The organism is Vibrio sp. R10-SG3-ISO3, assembly GCF_059834225.1.
Map to the genome: position 1 here is coordinate 1 of NZ_JCBDHE010000033.1, position 25,717 is coordinate 25,717.

The window sequence follows — 25,717 nt, forward strand, 5'->3', positions numbered from 1 at the left end:
CTGTTACCGCCGTGAAAGGGCGGTGTCCTAGGCCTCTAGACGAACGGGACAGTGGTGGAGCTAACCGGGATCGAACCGGTGACCTCTTGCCTGCCAGGCAAGCGCTCTCCCAGCTGAGCTATAGCCCCACTGTGTGCTCGTTTTACTAAACCATATCAATCTGTGTGGACACTCATAACGATAATCATCGTATAAGGAGGTGATCCAGCGCCAGGTTCCCCTAGCGCTACCTTGTTACGACTTCACCCCAGTCATGAACCACAAAGTGGTGAGCGTCCTCCCCGAAAGGTTAAACTACCCACTTCTTTTGCAGCCCACTCCCATGGTGTGACGGGCGGTGTGTACAAGGCCCGGGAACGTATTCACCGTGGCATTCTGATCCACGATTACTAGCGATTCCGACTTCATGGAGTCGAGTTGCAGACTCCAATCCGGACTACGACGCACTTTTTGGGATTCGCTTACTCTCGCAAGTTCGCCGCCCTCTGTATGCGCCATTGTAGCACGTGTGTAGCCCTACTCGTAAGGGCCATGATGACTTGACGTCGTCCCCACCTTCCTCCGGTTTATCACCGGCAGTCTCCCTGGAGTTCCCACCCGAAGTGCTGGCAAACAAGGATAAGGGTTGCGCTCGTTGCGGGACTTAACCCAACATTTCACAACACGAGCTGACGACAGCCATGCAGCACCTGTCTCAGAGTTCCCGAAGGCACCAATCCATCTCTGGAAAGTTCTCTGGATGTCAAGAGTAGGTAAGGTTCTTCGCGTTGCATCGAATTAAACCACATGCTCCACCGCTTGTGCGGGCCCCCGTCAATTCATTTGAGTTTTAATCTTGCGACCGTACTCCCCAGGCGGTCTACTTAACGCGTTAGCTCCGAAAGCCACGGCTCAAGGCCACAACCTCCAAGTAGACATCGTTTACGGCGTGGACTACCAGGGTATCTAATCCTGTTTGCTCCCCACGCTTTCGCATCTGAGTGTCAGTATCTGTCCAGGGGGCCGCCTTCGCCACTGGTATTCCTTCAGATCTCTACGCATTTCACCGCTACACCTGAAATTCTACCCCCCTCTACAGTACTCTAGTCTGCCAGTTTCAAATGCAATTCCGAGGTTGAGCCCCGGGCTTTCACATCTGACTTAACAAACCACCTGCATGCGCTTTACGCCCAGTAATTCCGATTAACGCTCGCACCCTCCGTATTACCGCGGCTGCTGGCACGGAGTTAGCCGGTGCTTCTTCTGCAGCTAACGTCAAACAAGCACGCTATTAACGTACCTGCCTTCCTCACTGCTGAAAGTACTTTACAACCCGAAGGCCTTCTTCATACACGCGGCATGGCTGCATCAGGCTTGCGCCCATTGTGCAATATTCCCCACTGCTGCCTCCCGTAGGAGTCTGGACCGTGTCTCAGTTCCAGTGTGGCTGATCATCCTCTCAGACCAGCTAGGGATCGTCGCCTTGGTGAGCCCTTACCTCACCAACTAGCTAATCCCACCTGGGCATATCCTGACGCGAGAGGCCCGAAGGTCCCCCTCTTTGGCTCGAAAGCATTATGCGGTATTAGCCATCGTTTCCAATGGTTATCCCCCACATCAGGGCAATTTCCCAGGCATTACTCACCCGTCCGCCGCTCGACGCCCTTAACGTTCCCCGAAGGTTCAGTTAAGTCGTTTCCGCTCGACTTGCATGTGTTAGGCCTGCCGCCAGCGTTCAATCTGAGCCATGATCAAACTCTTCAATTTAAGGTTTTGTTCGGCTCAATGAATACTGATAAGTTCCTAGTGACTAGAAGCTAGTTCCTAGAAAACTTGAATTGACTGTGCTCTTATTGGCTTTCACTTTTGAAAAAGTAAAACAAAACAGCTCAAGGCTGCTTCCCAATTCGAATGGTCACTCAGTTCATTGATAGCCAATGATTCCGAAGAATCAGTTTTTGATTTTACTTTTTATAAAAAAGTGAAAACCAAAAGTGGATTATCATCAACGAGTGCCCACACAGATTGATAGGTTTATATTGTTAAAGAGCTAGGTGTTTCTCACTTGCCGTAAGGCTCACTCGAAACGGACGGCCATTTTAGCGATTTAACTTTTAGTGTCAAACACTTTTCGCTTAATTTCAGAAACTAATTTTCATCGCGTTTCTTCGACCTATTGGCTCGATTGCATCGTATGCTTTTCCGTGCCAACGGAGGCGCATTATAGGCAGGAATCGCATCGAGGCAAGAGGCATTTAGCAAAAAGTCGTAATATTTGCGTCGTTCGCTCAAGCTTTGACCGATGCGATTTAAATAGCAGCAAAAAGGGCCGTTTCGGCCCTTCTGTTAGAGGAAAGTTATTGGTGAGCAATAATTTGATCGTGACTCACCACCAGCTTCACGGGTTTATCTGGTATCACCTCACCCGCGAGGATAGATTTCGCTAGCGGGTTTTCAACGCTCTGTTGTATCGCCCGTTTTAATGGTCTTGCACCATAGACAGGGTCAAACCCAACTTGAGCAATGAGATCGAGCGCTTTGTCAGACACCTCAAGCATAAAGCCTTTTTCTTCCATGCGAGCAGACAGTCTCGCTAACTGAATTGAAGCAATTGACTTGATATGATCTGCACCTAATGGGTGGAACACCACACTTTCGTCCACACGGTTTAAAAACTCTGGGCGGAAATGTTTGCTGACCACCTCCATCACTTGCTGCTTCATGCCTTCATAATCGACCTGACCAAAACTTTCTTGGATGCGAGCAGAGCCAAGGTTAGATGTCATGATGACAACGGTGTTACGAAAATCGACCGTGCGACCTTGTCCATCCGTCAATCGTCCATCGTCTAATACTTGAAGCAGGATGTTAAACACATCAGGGTGAGCCTTCTCCACTTCATCCAATAAGATGACCGAATAAGGTTTACGACGCACCGCTTCTGTTAGGTAGCCGCCTTCTTCATAGCCCACATAACCAGGAGGCGCACCAACAAGACGAGCCACAGAGTGTTTCTCCATGAACTCGGACATATCGATACGAACCATGGCGTCTTCACTATCGAACATAAAGTTCGCTAGGGTTTTGCACAGCTCGGTTTTACCAACACCGGTTGGTCCTAAGAATAGAAACGAACCAATCGGTTTGTTCGGATCGGATAAGCCCGCGCGACTGCGGCGAATCGCATTCGATACCACTTCAACAGCTTCAGTCTGGCCAATCACACGCTTATGCAAGACGTCTTCCATTCGCAGCAGTTTTTCTTTCTCTGCTTCAAGCATCTTCGACACAGGAATGCCCGTCTGTTTTGACAGCACTTCGGCAATTTCATTGTCGGTGACCTTATTGCGTAGCAGAGTCATCTCCTGCATTTCGGCTTGGGTTGCCAAATCAAGCTGCTTCTCTAACTCTGGGATTCGGCCATATTGCAACTCAGACATGCGGTTTAAATCACCCGCACGACGTGCAAATTCCATATCCATTCTCGCTTGCTCGAGTTCCCCTTTAATGTGTTGAGTACCCGATAAGGCCGCTTTTTCTGCGTTCCACACCTCTTCCAGCTCAGCAAACTCCCGCTCTTTTTCATTCAACTCTTCATTAAGGATCTGCAATCGCTTCTCACTGGCTTCATCATGTTCGTTGGTCAGCGCTTGTTGCTCAATTTTAAGTTGAATGATTTTACGCTCCAACTTATCGAGCGACTCGGGTTTGGAGTCAATCTGCATGCGAATACTGGATGCGGCTTCATCAATTAAGTCGATCGCTTTGTCAGGCAATTGGCGATCCGATACGTATCGATGCGAGAGACTCGCCGCCGCCACAATAGCAGGGTCAGTAATTTCCACATGGTGATGCAACTCATAGCGCTCTTTGAGACCGCGTAAGATAGCCACGGTATCTTCCACTGACGGCTCATCCACCAGCACTTTTTGAAAGCGTCGTTCAAGCGCAGGATCTTTTTCGATGTATTGGCGGTACTCATCTAAGGTGGTTGCCCCGACACAGTGCAACTCGCCCCGAGCCAACGCGGGTTTAAGCATGTTACCGGCATCCATTGAACCTTCGCCTTTACCTGCGCCCACCATGGTATGAATCTCATCAATAAAGAGGATGATGTTTCCCTCCTCTTTAGACAATTCATTGAGGACGGATTTCAAACGCTCTTCGAACTCACCACGGTATTTGGCCCCTGCAACCAGTGCGCCCATATCCAAGGAGAGTACTCGGCGCCCGCGCAATCCCTCTGGCACTTCGTTATTGATGATACGTTGTGCCAACCCTTCGACGATGGCGGTTTTACCCACTCCAGGTTCACCAATGATCACCGGGTTGTTTTTTGTGCGGCGCTGCAAGACTTGAATGGTGCGACGTATCTCATCATCACGGCCGATGACCGGGTCAAGCTTGCCTTGCTCGGCACGCTCGGTGAGATCAATCGTGAATTTCTCTAACGCTTGGCGCAACTCTTCAGCATTGGGGTCATTGACGGTTTGTCCACCGCGAATCTTATCTATCGCTGCAGCGATTTTATCTTGAGTAAGGCCTTGCTCTTTAAGCAAACTGCCAAGTGGGCCGCGGTCTTCGATCGCCGCCAGCAAGAAAATTTCTGATGAGATGTACGCATCTTTGCGCTTTTGCGCCACTTTGTCACACAAGTTAAACAGCGTGCCCATTGCGCTCGACAATTGCACATCACCGCCAATGCCACTGACTTTGGGCAAGCGGTCAAGAATTTCACTCAATTTTGAGCGTAGATGCATCACGTCCACGTTGAGCATGGTGAGCAAAGGACGAATCGGGCTACCGTCCTGATCCATCAGCGCTACCATTAGGTGAACGGGTTCTATGTATTGATGGTCGCGGCCGAGCGCCAACGATTGGGCGTCAGATATCGCGATTTGGAATTTGCTCGTAAATCTGTCAAGACGCATACCTACCTTCCTAACTCAAATGAGGTGAACGAATTTCATCATAAAGAAAGATGGATACGCGCAAGGGCAATTTCAAGGTAGCAGGGAGGAGTTTCCCTAATAAACAGATGGGATTATGATTCAAGCCAAATAAAACTGGCTTGTCGACCTGTCACGCCATCGCGTCGGTAGGAGTAAAAACGGTCAGCATCACGATAGGTACACAGCCCGCTTTGATAGATGGCCGTCACGCCGACCGATTGAAGGCGCTGTTCAACAAGGCGATTCATATCCGCCATGTACTTGCCAGGTTGTCGACCAGGTAAAAACGCCGTTTGGGCTTGTGAATCATGAGCGACAAATTGATCACGGACCTCTTGACCTACTTCAAACGCCTCAACGCTGATCGCAGGACCAATCCAGGCCATCAATTCGCCACTCATCAAGCGCACCGCATTCTCGACAATCCCATCAAGTAAACCTCGCCACCCGGCATGCACCGCAGCAACCTCTGCACCCTCACGATTGGTCAGCAGCACCGGCAAACAATCGGCGGTCATCGCACTGCATACGATGCCGATTTGTCGAGTCAACGCCCCATCGGCATCCAAAACCGTATCGGTCGCCGAGTCGAGCGTCACAACATGGGTAGAGTGGGTCTGGTTGAGCCAAACCGGCGCCGAGGGCATGCCTGAATGCGCCATCAACCATTGGCGGTTTTGCGCCACCAACTCAGGATCGTCTCCGACATGCATCCCCACATTCAACCCTTGATAAGGAGGCATAGAGACGCCCCCCTCTCGAGTTGAGGCAAACGCTTTTACGTTCGCTGGCGCGGGCCAGTTGGGGATGATCATGGACATTTAGATCTCTTCTTCCAGACCGTGAGTTTGAGCATCCAGGCGAAGCGCTAGGGTCATCTCAACCATGTCATCAGGCACAGGCGCATGAAACTCGAGCTCCTCGCCAGTGATCGGATGCGCAAAACGCAACATGACCGCATGCAAAGCTTGACGATCAAAACCGCGGATTTTCTCCGCCAGCTCTTGGGTTGCGCCAGAAGGAATGCGAGCGCGGCCACCATAAGCGGTGTCACCCAATAGCGGGTGCTGCAAGTACGACATATGCACACGAATTTGGTGTGTACGTCCGGTCTCCAAACGCAAGCGAATACGCGTGTGTTCGCGGAAATGCTCGGCCACGCGGTAATGCGTCACCGCAGGTTTACCCATTGGGCTCACCGCCATCAGTGTGCGTTTGGTTGAGTGTCGACCAATCGGCTGCTCAACCTTACCGCCCGCGGTCATACGACCAATAGCGATCGCTTCATACTCACGAGTAATGTTGCGCTTTTGCAGAGCACGAACCAGGCGCGTTTGCGCTGGGACCGTTTTCGCCACCACCATAAGGCCCGTGGTGTCTTTGTCCAAGCGGTGAACGATCCCGGCACGAGGCACTTCCGCAATCGCTGGGTAATGATGCAGTAACGCGTTGAGCACAGTGCCATCTGGCGTACCGGCACCTGGGTGAACCACAAAGTCACGCGGTTTGTTGATCACGATAATGTCGTCATCTTCATAAACGATATCCAGAGGAATATCTTGCGCTTCCCAACGTTCTTCGTCTTCGAGTTCCGCTTGTAAGGTGATCTCTTCACCGCCCATCACTTTGGTGCGCGGCTTGGTGACCACTTGGCCGTCCACACTCACTTTGCCTTCGAGTAACCACTCTTTTAGACGTGAGCGCGAAAAATCGGTAAACAATTCGGCAATCGCCTGATCGAGGCGTTGACCTAGCTGGCTATCTTTTACTGTATTGGTTAATTCAATCTGCTGAGCCATATCGAACTTTTTTAAAAACTGTGAGACTAATAGTCTCTACTATGAAAAAATAAGCGCCATTGTATCCGTTACCGCTTAGAAAGTAACGGCGGCGTACTAAATATTTAATTCAAGGAATCGAATCCTGACATGAAACAGCATACATTATCTGGCTTATTGGCATTATCCATATTGGTTGGCTGCTCGAGCAGCGAGGAGATCGTTCCTGATGTGCCACCATCAGAACTGTATTCTGAAGCGCAACTTTCTTTGCAAAGCGGGAACTGGCTCACCGCTATTGAGCAACTTGAAGCTCTAGATTCACGTTATCCATTCGGCGCTTACTCAGAGCAGGTTCAGCTAGACCTTATTTACGCTTACTACAAAAACGATGACTTGGCGCTCGGTTTGGCGACCATAGAGCGCTTTACGCGTTTGAACCCAACCCATGAGAAATTGGACTGGGTCCTCTACATGCGCGGACTCTCTCACATGGCGCAAGATCGCAACTTTATGCATGATCTGCTCAATATCGATCGTAGTGACCGAGATCCTGAGCCGGTGAAAAAAGCATTCGCAGACTTTAAGCGTCTTCTTGAGCGTTACCCAAACAGCCCATACGCAGCAGACTCTCAAAAACGCATGTACGCGCTCAAAAATCGCCTCGCCAACTACGATTTAGCGACCGCGGATTTCTACCTTCGCCGCGAGGCATGGATTGCCGCCATCAACCGTACCCAAGAGTTGCAGCGTACTTATCCTGATACTGAAGCCGCTCGCAAATCATTGCAGATTCAGCTTGAAGCCTATCAACAACTCGGATTAGAGGATGCCGTGAAGCGAACTGAGGCGCTAATCGAGCTCAATCCGGATTCTTAAGCCATCCGTTCTCTTCTCTACTCGCCGCGCAACTTGCGCGGCGTTTTTGTTTCTTCAAACCACAGTTTTTCCTTCAGATTACATAGTGAGAGCAAGCAAAGTGAATGAGAAGAATACGATGATGGGTACGCTGGCTGTCGTCAGAGGTGTATCAGGAAAATCGAGAGAAGAAGAGAAAGGGAGCGCGATGTCACACTATTGATGCGATTAAAATGCAACCAATGATTTATTTTGACCGTAAACCGTCCCTAAAAAGCGGATGATTTTTAGCGTGTTTCCTCTTCCAATCTAATGAGTTTTTATGGTTAAACAAGCTTTTTTGAGCGGTGATGAATCGACTCTTTGAGTTAGATCACGTTTGAATTTAATCCAAAAAATAGCCTACACAATAGTGATTTAGATCACTTTATTTATACCTGCGGTGAGTAATCTGGAGTTAACCCATGAGGGATGACACAGAGGAAAGCATCTATGAAAGTAAACATCACTGGTAAAAACATCGACATCACCTCTGCAATCCGCAATCACATTGAGAGCAAGTTCCAGAAGCTAGAAAAATGGCAAGTAGACATTATCGGTTGCCAAGCCACCTTTAGTGAAGAACCGAATAAACAGAAAAAATTCGAGGCTATCATCACGGTTCCTAAAGGCCAACTTATCGCTTCTGCTACCCATGAAGATTTGTACGCTGCCGTTAACGAGGTAGAACAGAAATTAGAACGACAGCTTAATAAACTCCGCCACAAACCTGAGGCACGTCGTACGGACAAGCCACAACTGGAAGAAGTCGAAGAGTAATCAGCAGACTGAGAAGATTTGAGAATAGCGCCCGGCGGGCGCTATTTTTTTGCTTGACGCTCCATACTCCGTTGCTTATTGTGGTTGAACATTCATTTGGAATCGACTTTTATGCACCGTTCACCACTGTTCTTTTTTGACTTGTTTTTTCTCCACTAGACTGGAGGCTCGCTCGTTTTTAAAAACAAGTCAAAAACGAACAGAAAGCCTCCCATCGGGAGGCTTTTTTTATAAGGAATACTAGGATGACTGAACAAAAATACTCACTTGATGACATTCGTTTACGCTTAAACGAACTCGACGACCAACTGCTTAAACTCCTTTCTGAACGCCGTGAGATGAGCATTGAGGTTGCGAAGAGTAAAGTTCAAACATCCAAACCAGTGCGTGACGCCGTACGCGAGCAGCAGTTGCTGGTTAAGCTCATCAATAATGGCAAAGAGAAGTATCAGCTCGATGCGCAATACATCACCAAACTGTTTCACACCATCATTGAAGACTCTGTACTCCTCCAGCAATCGTATCTACAAAACCTCGCTAACCCAGAACTGAGCCGCAAACCGTTGGCTCGGGTTGCTTTTCTTGGTGCCAAGGGCTCCTACTCCCACCTCGCGAGCCGAGAATACTTCAGCCGTAAAAACACTGAGTTAATTGAATTAAACTGCGATCACTTTAAAGAAGTGGCAAACACTGTGGAGTCCGGTCATGCAGACTATGGCGTACTTCCGATTGAAAACACCAGTTCAGGCTCTATCAATGAGGTGTATGACTTACTACAACACACCACTCTCTATATTGTCGGTGAGCTGACATTACCGATTGAGCACTGCTTGGTGGCCACGCAGGACATCCGCTTAGAAGAGATCAAAACCTTGTACTCTCACCCACAGCCCCACCAGCAATGCAGCGAGTTTTTGAGCCGTCTGAAAGGCGTTAAGCTAGAGTCTTGCGCGAGCACGGCCGATGCGATGCAAAAAGTTCAAGAAATGAACCGACGCGACGTCGCTGCCATCGGGAATGCTTCGAGCGGTAAGTTGTATGGCCTTCAAGCAATTCAAGGCAACATTGCCAATCAAACCGAGAACCACACTCGCTTTATCGTTGTTGCGCGTAAGCCTGTCGAAGTGTCGGCGCAAATTCCGGCAAAAACCACTTTGATCATGTCCACGTCTCAGCAAGCGGGCTCCCTGGTGGAAACCCTACTAGTGCTGCAACGCTACGGCATCAACATGAACAAATTGGAATCAAGGCCTATCATGGGCAACCCTTGGGAGGAGATGTTCTACGTCGATCTCGAGGCGCATCTGGACTCTCAAGAAATGCAGCAAGCCCTGAACGAACTCACTCGGATTACCAAACATCTTAAAGTGTTGGGCTGCTATCCGAGTGAAAATGTCAAACCTACACAAGTGAAATTGCTGTAACTTTGTCACAGCCTAATCAATAAATTGACGATTAAAGCTGACACCTAGTGCAAATGCTCATACTATGAGTACATTAAGTTGCATAGCAAGGTGTCAGCACGCGCTGACTTTCATTCATCAACTCAATAAAGTCAGTTATGAGGCTCGCTCTTTATTCATTCATTGCTCCGCTCTTTTGTAGCGCCATTACGTACGCCAATCCACTCAATCTCTACATGTGGGAGGACACCTTGTCCCCGAACGTGATTGACCAATGGCAACAACAAAGCTCTACCCCGCTGCGCCTTGACCATTTTGACAATGACGACAAACGCAGTTTATTAATGCTCCGCACAGACCAGTTGCCGTTTGATGTTGTCGTACTTGATAACGTCTCTGCGCAAATCTATGGTCGCCTCAACATGTTTGAGGACCTAGCTGACCTCCCCAACCGTCAACATAATGCGGCGAAATGGAATCAAGTCTGCGGCCCCCATGCCGTTCCTTACTTTTGGGGGACGGTGGGCATTGCATTTCGGCACTCGGCGGTGGACCATCCTCCCGCAACATGGCATGACTTCGTCTACCCGCCCCAAGAGCACGAAGGTAAGATCGGCATGATCAACGACAGCATCGAAAGCTTTCTTCCGCTGTTTTATGCGCTTGGTCTCTCTCCGATCGAAGACAACCCGGACACATTACAAAAGGCATACCCACAGTTAATTGAATTTAGTGACCGAGTGCTGACCTTTGAGTACATCCTCAGCTATATCCGTAGCCAAGCGGATGCTAACGCACTGGACATGGCGCTAGCCTACAGCGGAGATCAATATTCTCTCAATCGATTCTACGGTGAAGGGAAATGGGGCTTTGTGATCCCTGAAGGACAGCTGTTCATTTGGGTCGACTGTCTGGCGATTCCGAAAAGCAGCACCAACAAAGACGCCGCCAAAGCCTTTGTGAATTTCCTGATGGATCCCAATATTGCTGCAATAAATGCAACAGATATTAAAGCTGCAACGCCCAACTTAAGTGCATTGAAACTGTTGCCAGAATGGTACATAAATGATGCATCATTATTTCCAGAATCAAGCAGGGTCGACGGGGCGCTGATCGACAGCGAGCTCACCGCGGCCAACATAAGCCTAAGGGCAAAAATTATTAATAGTATTCTCAAACGTCATGAAGCTCAGCACTAGAGTCCTACTGCTGGTTGCCCCCGTGGTGCTGATGAGCGCGGCGCTATCTAGCTATAGCATCTACATCAACCAAAAAGATGCGTTAATTAAACGTGAGAACAGTTATCTGCAACTCACGATGGAAAAGCTCGCCGGTCACTTTCGTCAATCCGTTGCATTACTCAACAGCTACTCACTTTCATTGACCAAAAGCGACATCATCCGTTACTACCTGACCCAGCCCGAAAACCCCTATCGAGAAATGAATCTGATCAGCAATTTGCAGCTATCCGTCAAGCAGCTGCAAACCAGCGACGATGATTCGATTGCCGTCGCGATTCTCGATAGCGAACAAAACGTGGAGTTCTATTCGGACAACCAATCCGACCCGTTCACAACGCTCGATGACAACGTGCGCGACTATGTTAAGCAGACCTACCACAATACCGGCCAAACGCGCCATCTAGGATTTGCAAAAAACTTCCAAGGCCAAAGCATTCTGATTCGTTATGATGTGCTCGACCAAAGCACCCTCAATGTGCCGCTGAGTTATAACAAGGAGCGGGTGTTTTTTGTCGTGGTGGCTTTGACACTCGACAAATATGATCAGCTCAAACACATCATCGAATTTGATAACGACAGCAGCATTTTCTATGCCCCCGAGCCCATTTTTAAGTCTGGTTTAACCCAGTCGGTCGAGCTTAAACATGGCTTGTTCGCCGTGCTTGACCCAGCGCACTATCTACTGACCGAAAAATTGGCCAAAATCGAACATAAGCTACTGCTCTCGTTTGGTGCGTCCTCTTTGGTTACCGTGCTGATCTTACTGTTTTTACTTTATCGACATGTCATTCGTCCTATCACCCGCCTAGATCACCAATTGCAAGAGGTGGAGCAACACAAGCGACACAACATCGACAGGTTGGGCAGTGACAACGAAATTGGTCGCTTGTCGATGCGTTTTTACGACATGTATCGTGAGCTTGATTCGAGCTATCAAAAAACCAAGGCGATGGCAGAGAACGATCATTTAACTCAGTTGGCCAACCGCTACCAATTTCAGATGTGCGTTGAACGCAGCCTTTCCAATACTCTGGCCGTCACTCACGCATGGATTCTTTACATAGACCTCGATAACTTCAAGTACGTCAATGACAAGTACGGCCATCACATCGGCGATACGCTACTGGTCAATTTCGCCCAGCACCTGAAAACGCTGTGCGACCAACTGGAAAGCAATTTTGGCGTCAAGTCCCTCGCCTCTCGCCTTTCTGGTGATGAATTTGCCATATTTATTGCCGCTGGCAGACGAGGCGATTACGCGACCTACATCGCCAACGCGATTTTGCAACCGATTCAAAGCCATACTCACTCCCCTTTGGGCTCTTTCCCAATCACGGCCAGTATTGGTATCGCCTCCTACCCCGATGATGGTAAAGACTTGGCCAAGTTACTCTCCAATGCCGACACGGCCATGTATCAAGCCAAACGAGCCGGCAAAAACCAAGTGGCACCTTACTCGAAAGCGCTCGATGACGTGGTACGACGCAAAGAGAAAATTGAGCGCGCGCTGCGCAGTGGTGAGTACGACAAAGAGTTCACTTTGCTCTATCAGCCCTATTACAATCGCGATGGCAGTGAAATTCGCGGGGTCGAAGCGCTGCTGCGCTGGGAATCGCCTAAGTTGGGGCGGGTCGAACCCAGTGAGTTTATTCCAATCTCTGAGCAAACCGGCCTATTTGGCAGTATTGATCGTTGGGTGATTGAAGAAGCTTTCAAAGACTTTGCCGATATTCAGAGTAGCTTTGACGGCCCGGTTCAAGTCTCTATAAACCTGTCGTCAGCAGAACTCGACTCGTTACAACTCGCCCAGTTTATTCAGACAATGAGCGATAAGTATCACGTGATTCCTAGCTTGATCGATTTTGAAATTACCGAGACCTTTGCCTCAGACTCCCAGAGCTATCTACTGCTTCATGAGTTGTCAATTATGGGCTTTAAGCTCGCCATTGATGACTTTGGCTCTGGCTATACCTCCATCGTTCAACTGGTCGAGTACCCAGTGCAAAAGATCAAGCTTGATAAAGAGTTCTTAGCCACGCTAGTCAAAACCGATAACCGTAAAGTGATCAAACCCTTGGTTGATCTTTGCCACTCACAATCTATGATAGTCACCGCTGAGGGCATTGAGACGCAAGAGGATCACGAGTGGCTAGCCAGTTATGAATGTGACTATATGCAAGGCTATTACTTGTCTCCGCCTTTGACCTTAGCGCAGCTCAGCCTAATCCACTTAGCACCAGAAGAGGTTATTGATGACCGTGAAGAAGGTTATTGTCGCTTCGCTTAACCCGGCGAAGATCAACGCGGTAAAAAGTGCGTTTCTTGCCTCGTTTCCAAACCAATCGTTTGAATTCTCTGGCGTTAGCGTGCCAAGCGGCGTCGCTGACCAACCGATGAGCAATCAAGAGACGTACCAAGGTGCTCGCCAACGTGTGACCAACGCCAAGCAGGCAGTAGCAGATGCGGATTTCTATGTTGGGCTAGAAGCCGGTATTGAAGGACAAGTGACCTTTGCATGGATGGTGATTGAGTCTCAACAACAACGCGGCGAATCGCGTTCAGCGAGCTTGATGTTGCCACCGGTGGTCCTTGACAAGCTCAAAGACGCCAATGAACTTGGCGATGTGATGGATGAGGTCTTTGGCACTGAAAACATTAAGCAAAAAGGCGGCGCTATCAGCCTACTGACCCACGATTTGTTGACGCGCAGCTCCGTGTACCATCAAGCGCTTGTTTTGGCGCTCATCCCATTTATGAATCCAGACCTCTTCCCAGTGAGTGGTAGGGAGTCTTAATCGGTCTCACCGCGCTCGAGCAGAGCCGCTAACGCGGCTTTATCTTGCGCGGATTTGGATTTGAGTTCATTCGAGCCGCGCGTGATGGTAGCTACCCCTACCCCCAGCATCTGACTGATTTGACGCTGTGACAATTCCCCCTTCAGTAACTCACGGAAAATATTGACCCGCGCGACCAACGCTTCCCTTTCATCGGGCGTCAGCAGCATCGTCAGTAGCATCTCATGCTGATGAGACTCACTGCTTTTGGCGACAAGGTCTAGGATCTGTTGCCACTCTTTGTACTCTGGTTCCATTGCGTTTACTTCAGTACGACCATTGATAGCGTCAATATTCCCAAGCTTTACCTTTGGATTCAAGCGTCACGGTCTCAGTACTTCGCTTGCAGCTCTTTTTGGCTCAAAAAGTGTCCGTCCTCACCCAACACTTCACGATAGTAAGTTTCAAACATCAAAATATTTTGCACATAGCCGCGCGTTTCCTTAAAGGGGATCGCTTCAATAAAAGCGAACACGTCCAGCTTACCGTCACTGCGCTCACGCCATGTTTTGACTCGATTCGGCCCCGCATTATACGCCGCAAACGCCAGAATGCGGTTATGGTCGTAATCGTCAAGCAGCCCTTTTAGGTAATGGCTGCCGATTTCGATGTTTTTGCCCACTTCGTACAGATCCGCACTGCCTTGATAAGTTAACTGATATTTTCTCGCCGTGTATTTGGCCGTGGACGGCATGATCTGCATAATGCCGCGTGCACCGACCGGCGAACGGGCCTCAACATCCATCGCACTCTCTTGGCGGGCCAGTGACATTAGGGTGATAGGATCAATGTTGTGCTTATCGCCATAGAAGTTAAACCACCAGCGATGCGCAATCGGGAAACGAATTTCTAGGTTATCCCACATTTTGGCCTGAATACTGGCAGTAACGGTCAAATGGTGCCAACCTTTGAACGATGCATAAGCGGCCAGCATCTCTCGCTGCGATTTATTGACCCGCCCAAGCAGCCATCGCCACTCACTTTTGGCCGCGGTAATTTTATCGCGATCAATCAACTCCTCGATCCGCACGAGAGTCGTCTCAAACGGCTCAACCAGCTCGGGCGCCAATGTAATGGTGGAGGTGGGATAGACAATCGAACGCTGAAGCGCTTGCGCGGCTGCCACGCTGTAGAAGTTTCGCTGACCAACAATAGCCTCTAAACGCTGATTCGCTTGGCTCATTTGACCGGCGGCCATTTCCGCTCTCGCGCGCCAATATTGCCAGCGGAGGGTCTCTTGATAACTCACAGGTAGTGCATCAAGCCAACGACTGACCGCTGGCCAGTCATCTTCACCTATCGCCAAACGGATGCGCCGCTCGAGCAAAGAGAGGTTAGCACTGTGCGCTATCACATCATCACGCCACGCGATCAGCTCCGGCTCGTCACGATTCATCAAACGAAAAGCAATAAAATCGGCCAAATTCTGCTGAGATTCGGTGGGTAGCGACACTGCCGCTATCACGTCACTGTACTCTTGCTGCGCTTTGACAACGTCACGACGCGCGAGCTTTTTCATGCCGCTACTAACTAACTGATGATAAAACGGTTCATCAGGAAACTGCGCTGCCGCCTTTGCCAAGGTTGCGGGATCGCGAAACAGCGATTGCGCTCGTTGTCCTGCTATTTTGGCTTGCTCACTCTCAAGTTGCTTGACCAAGTAGTTGAGTAAGCTGCCATTTCCAGAGTCAAACACGAGTAATACCCGATCGAGCACATCACGATCACTGCGTTGGCCATGCGTATCCCAAGCGGCAAAAAGCGGGTCACACGCATCCGCAATACTTGAACCGGATCGCCATAGCGTTTTCGCGCCTTGCCATGCTAACGCTTTGTTGCCTGTTTGGTAATGAGCCCAGTAATAGTGACACTGATAACTCTCGCCTCTCGGCAGCGCTGTCTGAAATTCAAGAAAGCGCTGCCATTGGTTATCTTTGGCTAATGCGTCCAAATACGGTGCGCTAATACGCCCAGAAAAAGGCAGCGTTTTATAGCGCTCAATAAACTGACTCACCTCTGTGGAGGAGCGATTTCCAATGTTGACTAAGAAAGCGCGATAATCGACGTAGGGCGTTAAGGGATAGTCGGCGATGTCGGGCCTTAGAGCCTGATAATCATCAACCTTTTTCTCATCGAGCAAATCTTGTGCTTGATCGTACAACGCTCGCTGAGTAGCGAGGTCGGCTACCGCTGAAGTAGCATAAGTGGCGCTGCCCACAACCGCACAAAACCAGACCGCGGTTCGAGAAAAGTAGGACAACAAACGGGAATCTCTCAGCGTCATAAAGCCTCATCCTTGAAGGGAAAACCTCTCTCTAATTAACTCGATCCTCCCCCCTGCTGTAAAGAGCTCAGATGTAAATAATAATAAATTCACACAATAGTGACATTGAGTGGCAAGGCTTGACTGACGTTGAACCGATTTCCTCCCTCTCGGGAGTAACAAAACGCGTTCGCTTGGTATAAAATGACGAGTTACGTAGATTGAATAGTTAGGAACGATCGGCAATGGCTGAATACGTATATACCATGTCGCGCGTGAGCAAAGTGGTGCCACCAAAGCGACAAATTCTTAAAGACATCTCTCTGAGCTTTTTCCCAGGCGCAAAAATCGGTGTTTTGGGCCTCAATGGTGCAGGTAAGTCGACCCTACTGCGCATCATGGCGGGTATTGATACCGACATCGATGGTGAAGCGCGTCCACAACCGGGCCTGAATGTCGGCTACCTGCCGCAGGAACCTGTGCTCGATGAATCGAAAACGGTACGTGAAATCGTCGAAGAGGCGGTATCTGATGTCGCTGGCGCAATGAAGCGTCTGGACGAAGTCTACGCGGCTTACGCAGAACCCGATGCGGATTTCGATGCCCTTGCAAAAGAGCAAGGTGAGCTAGAAGCGCTGATTCAAGCCAAAGAAGGCCACAACCTCGAAAACGCGCTAGAGCGCGCCGCGGATGCTCTGCGCCTGCCTGAGTGGGATCAAAAAATTGCCCACCTATCGGGTGGTGAGCGCCGCCGTGTGGCGATTTGTCGCCTACTTCTTTCTAAGCCAGATATGCTGCTGCTCGACGAACCGACCAACCACTTGGATGCCGAATCCGTCGCGTGGCTAGAACGTTTCCTTGTTGATTACACTGGCACCGTTGTGGCTATTACCCACGACCGTTACTTCCTCGACAACGCCGCAGGTTGGATCCTTGAATTGGACCGTGGTGAAGGCATTCCATGGCAAGGTAACTACACCTCATGGCTAGAGCAAAAAGATGCGCGTCTGCAACAAGAAGCGTCACAAGAGAAAGCACGTCAAAAGACCATTGAAAAAGAGCTGGAGTGGGTTCGTCAAAACCCGAAAGGTCGTCAATCGAAGTCTAAGGCGCGTATGGCTCGCTTTGAAGAGCTGCAAAGCGGCGATCGTCAAAAGCGTAACGAAACCAACGAGCTGTTTATTCCACCAGGTGAGCGTCTTGGCGACAAGGTGATTGAAGTCTCTAACCTGAGCAAGTCGTTCGACGGCCGCGTATTGATTGATGACCTGTCGTTCAGCATGCCAAAAGGGGCGATTGTCGGCATCATCGGTGCCAACGGTGCGGGTAAATCAACGCTATTCAAGATGCTGAGTGGTGCAGAACAACCGGATTCAGGCACTATCGAAATGGGTGAAACCGTCAAGTTGGCATCCGTCGATCAGTTCCGTGACTCGATGGACGATTCAAAAACCGTCTACCAAGAGATTTCGGAAGGCGCGGACATCATCAAGATCAACAACTTCGAAATCCCTGCTCGCGCGTACTGCTCTCGCTTTAACTTTAAAGGCAGCGATCAGCAGAAAGTGATTGGCGAGTTGTCGGGTGGTGAGCGTAACCGTGTCCACTTAGCGAAACTGCTTAAAGCGGGCGGCAACGTGTTGCTTCTCGATGAGCCAACCAACGACCTCGACGTGGAAACCCTACGAGCATTGGAAGAAGCGCTGCTTGAATTCCCTGGCTGTGCCATGGTGATCTCGCACGACCGTTGGTTCCTTGACCGTATCGCTACGCACATCATTGATTACCGTGATGAAGGCCAAGTGAACTTCTACGAAGGCAACTACACGGAATACATGGAATGGCTGAAAAAGACCTTGGGGCCTGAAGCAGCCGAACCACACCGTATCAAGTACAAGCGTATCGCCAAGTAATCGATTACCGCTTGATCTTTACCCAAAGGCCGCTAAGATTAGCGGCCTTTCATATTGAGGACGATAGCGACTCACTGATGGTTCGCGCCATCTCAGAGCATTGGGCCTGATGGGCAAAATATTCTGTTGAGTAGGTCAACAATGAGAAGGGTCGAGGGTTTGTCTTTATCGCTTGTCTGCTAGACTCAACACATAGTCATGGGAGAAGCAACAGATGAAAGAACGTCGCCGATTTTCACGGGTGGTTTATCAAGCCCCTGCCGTGTTAGTTCAAGGATCGCATCGTATTGACGCATCAATTCGTGATCTTTCTTTGCACGGTGTATTACTCGCATGTGATGCTGCCTCGACGCTGAGCCGCGAAGAGGACGTCAATGTACAATTTTCACTTCCAGGGAGTGATGTCGAGATTCAACTTGTCGCCAAGGTGGTTGGACTCAATAACAATATCATCCGTCTTGCGATCGATCATATTGATATTGAGAGTATCGGACACCTAAAACGCCTGGTCGAACTCAATGTTGGGGATGACGATCTTCTCCATAGGGATATTGAACATTTATCCGATTTAGGTGAAGAAGCCTAATAGAACCCATATGTCGAACAAAATTACTATTTCGATACCAGCGCCGGCTGGTATTTCGCGTTTTTACCTATCTCGTCGTGCTGTCGCGACCACATTGGCCCTAGCGGTTGTAGGTGTCATGGCCGCAGGCACTGGTGTATACACCTACTGGCAAACAAGCCAAAGCGAGCAAGCGGCGCTCACGCAAGCACTGGCAGCAGTGAGTGAAGAAAAGCGTCAACTCGAGCAGCTTTACAGCCAGCAGCAAGACGAAACCCATCAGTTGGTGCAAGAGCTTGAAGCGAAGAAGACTCAGATTAGCGTATTGGGTCGACGCGTGTACGATGTGGAAGCGGTGCTCGGTTTGGTTGATGACAATCAAGAAACACCACTGGAAGAAGTCCCACTGGAAAGCCGTATTGATGCTGCAGCAATAGACTCTGCGGTGCGTGCGACGATGTTTCGTCTGATCCCCAATGACTCACCGATGGAGTACCTGCGTGTCTCCTCATCTTACGGGAGGCGCACAAACCCCATTACAGGGCAGCGCCATACACACACCGGGATAGATCTCACCTGCAAACCTGGTCAGCCTATCTATTCACCGGCCGATGGTGTGGTAGAAACCGTGCGACCGAGCAACAAAGGGTTTGGTAACTTCCTCACCTTACGTCACTCGTTTGGCTTTATGAGCTCCTACGCGCACCTTGCCAAGTTTAAAGTACGCAGCGGTCAGTTTGTCAGCAAAGGCGAGCAGATCGCCACTTGTGGCAATTCTGGCAACTCAACGGGTCCTCATTTGCACTACGAGATCCGCTTTTTAGGGCGAGCGCTCAACCCGCAATACACCATGGATTGGACCCCGGACAACTTCCACTACTTGTTTGAAAAAGAGAACAAAGTGAAGTGGGCTCCGCTGGTACAGTTGATTGATAACACCGTCAGACTGCAAGTGAGCTTGACGCAAAGCCCGTACGTTGATGACTCGGTCAATACCGTAAAAGCGGACGACTCGGAACCTGAGCACACCAGCGTGCAATAAGTACATGGGTGGTCGATGTGCAGATAAATGCAACGCGATCAAAAAAAGCTGCCTAGGCAGCTTTTTTTATAACAAGAATGTAGCTCAGCCACGATGAATCGCATCGTTCGCTTGCTTAAGTAGATTTTGGCTCTCATTCATAAACTGCTGAGAATGGTCTCCAAACCACTCGCTCACTTTGTTAAAACTGTCGACAAACGCTTGTTTGTCCTTACCTTCCAAAATTTCTAATGCCTCACCGAAACTGCGATGGAAGCGCTTAATCATCTCAATATTCTCTTGCGAAGAGAGGATGATGTCGCCATAGAGGTTGGGATCTTGCGCAAACAATCGCCCAACCATGGCCAACTCCAAACGGTAAATCGGCGAGCTCAGCGTCAGTAGCTTGTCCAAATTCGGATTTTCTCGGCTAAGGTGTAGGCCATAGGCAAACGAAGTAAAGTGGCGCAAAGCTTGGATCAGGGTCATGCCTTGATCGTGCTCTTTGGCATCAATTTGGCACAAACTCGCGCCCCAAATTGAAAATTGCTTGAGCAGCCACTGATACTGCTCTTCACCACGACCATCACAATAGACAATGACCTGCTTGGCTAAACTCGGCACATCAGGACCAAACATCGGATGCAAACCGACGACAGGGCCAGAGTGAATCGCCATCATTGCTTGCAGCGGCTTAGACTTAATCGAGGTGAGATCGCACAAAATACAGTCATGGGGCAGATTACCCAGTTTATCAATCACCCCTTGAGTGAGATGAATCGGCACTGTCACGACCACCATGCCCGCGTTGTGGAGGATCTCGTCCGCATTCGGCCAATCTTGACTGCCAAGCACTTTGACTTGATAGCCCGACAAGGTAAACATGCGGCCAAACAGACGACCAAGCTGACCGTTACCACCAACGATCACCACCGAACGCAGCTCTGGGTTCAAACACTTAAAGCCGGAGTCTTTTTCACTGGCGTAGGACTCACGCATGGTGCGGCGCAAGATGTCCTCAATCAACTGAGGGGGAACCCCGATCTTTTCCGCTTCGGCTCGGCGGGAAGCCAACATCGCCGCTTCGCGGTCAGGCGCATAAATGGGCAAACCGTGCTGGCTTTTTACCTCTCCCACTTTCTCTACTAATGCGAGGCGCTGCGCCAGTAAAGCTAATATCTGTTTATCGACTGCGTCAATCTCATCACGCAACCCGCTAAGTTCTACAGCCATCAATATCCCTTCGTATCCCTTTTTAACTTGCGAAGTATGACTTCGCTAAGCGGTCTTGTAGAAATGGAACCAGCTCTTTGTGAGCGTGACGTAATAGTGCCTCAGTTGCGTCCCAATTGATACACGCATCCGTGATAGAGACGCCGTATTTCATCTCACTTAGCGGGATGTCAGATGACTGGTTACCTTCATTTAGGTGACTTTCAATCATCAAACCAATAATTGACTTGTTGCCTTCACGAATTTGGTGAATCACATCTTCCGCCACCAGTGGTTGACGGCGGAAATCTTTGCGTGAGTTGGCGTGACTACAATCCACCATCAACGAGGCGTCAAGACCCACTTTTGCCATGTCTTGCTCACATTCCGTTACGGAGACAGAATCGTAATTGGTCTGTTTGCCGCCTCGTAAGATCACGTGACCATTCGGGTTACCTTGTGTGGTAAGCAGCGCCACTTGGCCTTCGCTGTTGATGCCCATAAAACGGTGGCTTGAAGAGGCCGCTTGCATCGCGTTAATGGCAGTAGACAGGCTGCCATCGGTACCGTTTTTAAAGCCAATCGGCATCGAAAGGCCACTGGCCATTTCACGGTGAGTTTGAGATTCCGTCGTGCGGGCACCGATCGCCGCCCAGCTGAAGGTATCAGCGAGGTACTGTGGGCTGATAGGGTCGAGCGCTTCAGTGGCCAGTGGAATCTCCATCTCTGCCAGTTCCACCAGCAGTTGACGACCTACATGTAGGCCATGTTCAATATCAAAAGAGCCGTCAAGATGCGGGTCATTGATCAAACCTTTCCAGCCGACGGTCGTGCGCGGCTTCTCAAAGTACACACGCATCACAATGTAGAGTTGATCGCTGAGTTGCTCATTGAGCTTTTTCAGTCGCTGCGCGTACTCTTTTGCGGCATCGACGTCGTGAATAGAACAAGGACCACACACCACCAATAGACGGTGATCTTTTTTATGGATAATGTTGGCAACGGTTTGACGAGACTCTTGAATAAAACGGCGCGCTTTGTCACTCAGCGGCAGCTTCTCTTTCAACTGCTCAGGGGTAATTAGGACCTGCTCGTCCGTAATATTGATATTACTTAACTCACTCTTTTTCATCTCGCTCACCGTACACTTAAGTTTACATTCATTCTTATTTGGGTGCTTATACAAAGCAATAACGACAAAATAACAGAGTAAAAAAAGAATGCAACCGTAAACAATAAAAAACACAAAGTGTAAATAATTATATACACTCATTACTTTCTGAACGGAGCGGTCATTCTAAATCAAGAATGCCTTTCCGCCTCGGCGATACCTTTCCGCTGGCTTACGATATACACTATACAAAAACAGACGTACGGTGTGTTATGGACCTGATCCTCTCTTTGCTGCAACAAATGTGTGTCTATCTTGTGTTGGCTTATATGCTCAGCAAGACACCCATTTTTCTTCCTTTACTTAGCATCTCAAGTCGGCTGAGCCACAAGGTCAGTGTCTACATTCTCTTCTCATTATTTTGCATTATGGGCACCTACTTTGGTCTACAAATCAATGATGCCATTGCGAACACGCGCGCCATTGGTGCGGTTATGGGGGGTCTGTTTGGCGGCCCTGTTGTTGGCTTTTTTGTCGGTCTCACAGGGGGGCTACACCGATATACGTTAGGTGGCTTTACCGATTTAGCTTGCGCGATCTCCACCACGGCGGAGGGGCTTATTGGTGGTCTTCTCCACACCTATTTGCTGCGTAAAGGTCGCGGAGAGCAGCTTTTTAACGCCAGTGTGGTGTTTGCCATTACTTTGGTCGCCGAGGTAGTGCAGATGGTGATCATCTTGATTGTGGCGAAACCCTTTGATCAAGCTTACACACTCGTCTCGGCCATCGCTGCGCCTATGATCATCGCCAACTCGGTGGGGGCAGCCCTGTTTATGAGCATCCTTCACGACCGCAAAACCATCTTTGAGGAGTACTCGGCGACGTTTTCACGCCGAGCATTAAACATTGCCGAGCGCTCTGTCGGTATCCTCGCCTCCGGTTTTACCAGTCAGAACGCAGAAAAAATCGCCCGCATTGTCTATGAAGAGACCAACGTCGGCGCGGTGTCGATCACCGATAATGAAAAAATCCTCGCGTTTGTCGGTATTGGCGATGATCACCACAAACCGCAAACGCCGATCTCTTCACAAAGCACCTATGACGCCATCAACCAAAACAGCATCATCTACCTCGATGGCAGCGAGCGACCTTATCAATGCTCGCTCTCAACCACATGCAAGCTGGGCAGCGCCTTGATCATCCCGTTGCGCTCTGGTGATAAGGTGATCGGCACGATTAAGCTCTATGAACCCAAACGCAAACTCTTCTCCACCATCAATATGACGATGGCAAAAGGGATCGCGCAGTTACTCTCCAGTCAGATCCTCTACGGTGATTACCAACAGAAACAGACTCTACTCTCGCAGGCGGAAATCAAACTGCTGCACGCGCAGGTCAATCCGCACTTTCTGTTTAATGCATTAAACACCATCAGTGCCGTTATCCGTCGCGATCCAGCCAAGGCGCGTGAACTGATTCAGCATTTGTCGCAGTTCTTTCGCAGTAACCTCAAGCAAAACATCGCCAGTGTGACACTCAAAGAGGAGCTCGCGCACGTCAACGCCTACCTAACGATCGAGAAAGCGCGCTTTGATGATAGGTTGGAAGTGGAAATCGACATTGACGACGCGTTACTCAATCTGCAAGTCCCCACCTTTACTTTGCAGCCTTTGGTGGAAAATGCGATCAAGCATGGTATCTCAAACTTGCTCGAGGGCGGGCATGTGCGGATATACAACGAAACAACGCCACAGGGCGAAAGGATTGTGGTGGAAGACAACGCCGGCAGTTATCAAGAACCCGAGCCAGGCCACCTAGGATTAGGGATGCAAATTGTCGATAAACGGCTCACCAGTAAATTTGGCCGTGGTTCAGCGCTCAATATTGAGGTAAAACCCAACCAATTAACACAAATGAGCTTTATCATACCTCGCCCTTTGAAGGTAGCGTAGAACCGATGCGGATTGATAAGTAATGCGGATTGATGAGTAAGGACGATACATGCTGACAGCACTAGTCATTGATGACGAGCGATTTGCCCGCGAAGAGCTGACCCAATTGCTTGAAGAAACGGAATGTGTGACCGTCATAGGTGAAGCAAGCAATGCCATTGAGGGGCTAAAGAAGATCAACCAATTGAGGCCAGATGTGGTCTTTCTCGACATTCAAATGCCGCAAATCACAGGGATTGAGCTTTTGAGCATGCTCGACCCCGACACCATGCCCAAGGTGGTATTTGTCACCGCGTATGATGAGTTTGCCATTCAAGCGTTTGAGGACAATGCGTTTGACTACTTACTCAAGCCGGTTGAGCCCTGTCGTTTGGGAAAAACCATCAAACGACTTAAACACACAGAGCCCCGCCCGCTCCCATCCGCTTTGGCGCCTGAGGCGCTGAGTCAAATTCCCTGTATCGGTTTGAACCGCATCGTGATCATCCCAACGCAAGAGGTCGAATTTGCTTACAGCGATATTTCGGGCGTCCATGTACAAACTCGGCATCAAAAAGCGACCTCTCAATTGACGTTAAAGGTGCTGGAAGAAAAAACCCCGCTGGTACGCTGCCATCGCCAGTTTCTCGTCAACTTGAAAACCATCAAGGAGATCAAGTTGCTCGAAAACGGCCTTGCGGAGATCTACACCGTTAGCGGTTACCCGATTCCAGTCAGCCGCCGCTATTTAAAAACACTCAAAGAGCGGCTCGGTTTTCACTGATCCAGCATGCGCTTCATGGCTTCGGAGGCTTGCTTCCACTCATCACTCCGGGTCAGTTCACTGAGCGTAAATCGCTGGGTTTTGAGTAGCGTGTGCGCCTTAGGCACTGCCTGAATGGTCAAGCCATCCAATACTTGCACTTGTGCATCGCGCTGATTGCACACCAAAACCATATCGCAACCCGCTTGAAGCGATTGCTGCGCGCGCTGTGCAGGCCCCCCCATAACCGCTGCGCCTTCCATGGTCAAATCATCAGAAAAGACAATGCCATCAAAGCCCAGTTGCTGACGCAATACCTGCTGCAACCAATAACGTGAACCGCTGGCGGGCTGATCGTCATAGTGAGGGTAGATCACGTGCGCCGGCATCATGGCATCCAATACTCCAGCGTCGATGTGCGCCTTAAAGACTTGCATATCGAGTTCAAAAATCGAACTGCGCTCATCAATCGGTGTTTCAAGATGAGAGTCAGCAATCACACCACCATGGCCTGGGAAGTGTTTGCCTGTCGTGGCCATACCTAGCGTCTTCATCCCCTGCATAAACGCTCGGCTATGACGAATGATGCTCTCCACATCGTCACCGAATGCCCGGTTACCAATCGCACGGCATTCATGCCCTTTATCCAGAACTGGCGCGAAACTTAAATCGATATCGTGCGCGATCAATTCAGCGGCCATCAGCCAGCCGCCCCAACGGGCCAGTTGCTCCCCATTCTTATGCTCGGCGTACGCTTGAGCGGGGGGAATGGAAGAGAACCCATCGCGAAAACGCTGTACGCGGCCCCCTTCTTGGTCCACGCCGATCAAGATAGGTCGTTTCGCCGCCTGTCGGATAGACGCGGTCAGCGCTTGTAACTGCTCGCTATCGTGATAATTGCGTGTGAACAGAATCACGCCCCCGACGGTAGGATGGCGCAAAATTTCTCGGTCTTCAGCGGTCAGTTCGTACCCCGCCACATCTAGCCATAATGGTCCCATGTCAATTGACTCCAGCCCATGGTATTTTTCTCTATGCTGCCGAGAGTATTAGGATTATTCTCGGTTTACAATG

Annotated in this window: 18 protein-coding genes, 1 tRNA gene, 1 rRNA gene, 1 pseudogene and 1 other annotated feature; of the genes and pseudogenes, 11 read left to right on the forward strand and 10 right to left on the reverse strand. The window is 49.7% G+C overall.

Annotated features, from left to right (window positions below; genetic code table 11):
* Positions 1-52: 52 nt before the first annotated feature.
* From AC6R1A_RS07760 to rluD, 5 genes are all read right to left on the reverse strand, one after another.
* Positions 53-128, reverse strand: a tRNA-Ala gene (locus AC6R1A_RS07760).
* Between the two features lie 64 nt (positions 129-192).
* Positions 193-1,746, reverse strand: a 16S ribosomal RNA gene (locus AC6R1A_RS07765).
* A 590-nt stretch (positions 1,747-2,336) separates the two neighbouring features.
* A complete protein-coding gene (gene clpB, locus AC6R1A_RS07770; RefSeq protein WP_500632421.1) occupies positions 2,337-4,910 on the reverse strand; it encodes an ATP-dependent chaperone ClpB in 2,574 nt (857 codons plus the stop codon).
* A 113-nt stretch (positions 4,911-5,023) separates the two neighbouring features.
* A complete protein-coding gene (gene pgeF, locus AC6R1A_RS07775) occupies positions 5,024-5,746 on the reverse strand; it encodes a peptidoglycan editing factor PgeF (RefSeq protein ID WP_500632424.1) in 723 nt (240 codons plus the stop codon).
* A gap of 6 nt (positions 5,747-5,752) precedes the next feature.
* Positions 5,753-6,730, reverse strand: a complete 978-nt coding sequence (rluD, locus tag AC6R1A_RS07780; RefSeq protein WP_500632422.1) for a 23S rRNA pseudouridine(1911/1915/1917) synthase RluD — start codon at positions 6,728-6,730, stop codon at positions 5,753-5,755.
* Between the two features lie 129 nt (positions 6,731-6,859).
* Between rluD and AC6R1A_RS07785 the strand changes: the two genes are divergently transcribed.
* The 6 genes from AC6R1A_RS07785 (at position 6,860) to yjjX (ending at position 13,825) form a co-directional block, all read left to right on the forward strand.
* Positions 6,860-7,588 carry an outer membrane protein assembly factor BamD gene (locus AC6R1A_RS07785; protein ID WP_334554096.1) on the forward strand — a complete coding sequence of 243 codons (729 nt, stop codon included), beginning with the start codon at positions 6,860-6,862 and terminating at the stop codon, positions 7,586-7,588.
* Between the two features lie 471 nt (positions 7,589-8,059).
* Positions 8,060-8,386, forward strand: a complete 327-nt coding sequence (gene hpf / locus AC6R1A_RS07790; RefSeq protein ID WP_487901925.1) for a ribosome hibernation-promoting factor, HPF/YfiA family — start codon at positions 8,060-8,062, stop codon at positions 8,384-8,386.
* 114 nt (positions 8,387-8,500) lie between these two features.
* Positions 8,501-8,618, forward strand: a sequence feature (Phe leader region).
* Positions 8,619-8,631: 13 nt separating this feature from the next.
* On the forward strand, positions 8,632-9,810 hold the full coding sequence (gene pheA / locus AC6R1A_RS07795; protein ID WP_334554092.1) for a prephenate dehydratase: 1,179 nt from the start codon (positions 8,632-8,634) through the stop codon (positions 9,808-9,810).
* Between the two features lie 137 nt (positions 9,811-9,947).
* Positions 9,948-10,988: a polyamine ABC transporter substrate-binding protein gene (locus tag AC6R1A_RS07800; protein WP_500632703.1), complete on the forward strand. Its 1,041-nt coding sequence runs from the start codon at positions 9,948-9,950 to the stop codon at positions 10,986-10,988.
* Positions 10,972-13,317, forward strand: a complete 2,346-nt coding sequence (locus AC6R1A_RS07805) for a putative bifunctional diguanylate cyclase/phosphodiesterase (RefSeq protein ID WP_500632704.1) — start codon at positions 10,972-10,974, stop codon at positions 13,315-13,317. Before AC6R1A_RS07800 ends, AC6R1A_RS07805 begins: the two co-directional genes overlap by 17 nt.
* Positions 13,289-13,825: an inosine/xanthosine triphosphatase gene (gene yjjX / locus AC6R1A_RS07810; RefSeq protein ID WP_500632754.1), complete on the forward strand. Its 537-nt coding sequence runs from the start codon at positions 13,289-13,291 to the stop codon at positions 13,823-13,825. Before AC6R1A_RS07805 ends, yjjX begins: the two co-directional genes overlap by 29 nt.
* Here the strand turns inward: yjjX and trpR are convergent.
* Together trpR and sltY are read right to left on the reverse strand one after the other, a co-directional pair.
* The gene (gene trpR, locus AC6R1A_RS07815; protein ID WP_334554086.1) at positions 13,822-14,121 is read right to left on the reverse strand and encodes a trp operon repressor; all 300 of its coding nucleotides are present in this window, start codon (positions 14,119-14,121) and stop codon (positions 13,822-13,824) included. The genes yjjX and trpR overlap by 4 nt on opposite strands.
* Positions 14,122-14,195: 74 nt before the next feature.
* On the reverse strand, positions 14,196-16,148 hold the full coding sequence (gene sltY, locus AC6R1A_RS07820) for a murein transglycosylase (RefSeq protein WP_500632705.1): 1,953 nt from the start codon (positions 16,146-16,148) through the stop codon (positions 14,196-14,198).
* A 224-nt stretch (positions 16,149-16,372) separates the two neighbouring features.
* On the opposite strand from sltY, the gene ettA reads away from it, so the two are divergent.
* The 3 genes from ettA to AC6R1A_RS07835 all read left to right on the forward strand — a co-directional run bounded on the left by ettA (position 16,373) and on the right by AC6R1A_RS07835 (position 19,647).
* A complete protein-coding gene (gene ettA / locus AC6R1A_RS07825; protein ID WP_334554083.1) occupies positions 16,373-18,040 on the forward strand; it encodes an energy-dependent translational throttle protein EttA in 1,668 nt (555 codons plus the stop codon).
* A 214-nt stretch (positions 18,041-18,254) separates the two neighbouring features.
* Entirely contained in the window at positions 18,255-18,626 is a 372-nt protein-coding gene (locus AC6R1A_RS07830) for a PilZ domain-containing protein (RefSeq protein ID WP_487901870.1), read from the forward strand.
* A 10-nt stretch (positions 18,627-18,636) separates the two neighbouring features.
* Positions 18,637-19,647 (forward strand): M23 family metallopeptidase, encoded by a 1,011-nt coding sequence (locus AC6R1A_RS07835; RefSeq protein WP_487901869.1) that lies wholly within the window; start codon positions 18,637-18,639, stop codon positions 19,645-19,647.
* Between the two features lie 84 nt (positions 19,648-19,731).
* Here the strand turns inward: AC6R1A_RS07835 and tyrA are convergent, their stop codons facing one another.
* A complete protein-coding gene (tyrA, locus tag AC6R1A_RS07840) occupies positions 19,732-20,859 on the reverse strand; it encodes a bifunctional chorismate mutase/prephenate dehydrogenase (protein WP_487901868.1) in 1,128 nt (375 codons plus the stop codon).
* A 22-nt stretch (positions 20,860-20,881) separates the two neighbouring features.
* The gene (locus tag AC6R1A_RS07845; RefSeq protein WP_500632706.1) at positions 20,882-21,970 is read right to left on the reverse strand and encodes a 3-deoxy-7-phosphoheptulonate synthase; all 1,089 of its coding nucleotides are present in this window, start codon (positions 21,968-21,970) and stop codon (positions 20,882-20,884) included.
* A 251-nt stretch (positions 21,971-22,221) separates the two neighbouring features.
* Between AC6R1A_RS07845 and AC6R1A_RS07850 the strand changes: the two genes are divergently transcribed.
* Both AC6R1A_RS07850 and btsR read left to right on the forward strand, forming a co-directional pair.
* Entirely contained in the window at positions 22,222-23,901 is a 1,680-nt protein-coding gene (locus tag AC6R1A_RS07850; protein ID WP_500630089.1) for a LytS/YhcK type 5TM receptor domain-containing protein, read from the forward strand.
* A gap of 49 nt (positions 23,902-23,950) precedes the next feature.
* The gene (btsR, locus tag AC6R1A_RS07855; RefSeq protein ID WP_487901865.1) at positions 23,951-24,664 is read left to right on the forward strand and encodes a two-component system response regulator BtsR; all 714 of its coding nucleotides are present in this window, start codon (positions 23,951-23,953) and stop codon (positions 24,662-24,664) included.
* Here the strand turns inward: btsR and nagZ are convergent.
* A pseudogene (gene nagZ / locus AC6R1A_RS07860) lies at positions 24,658-25,662 on the reverse strand (beta-N-acetylhexosaminidase); the annotation flags it as partial. The gene btsR and the pseudogene nagZ overlap by 7 nt on opposite strands.
* Positions 25,663-25,717 lie beyond the last annotated feature (55 nt).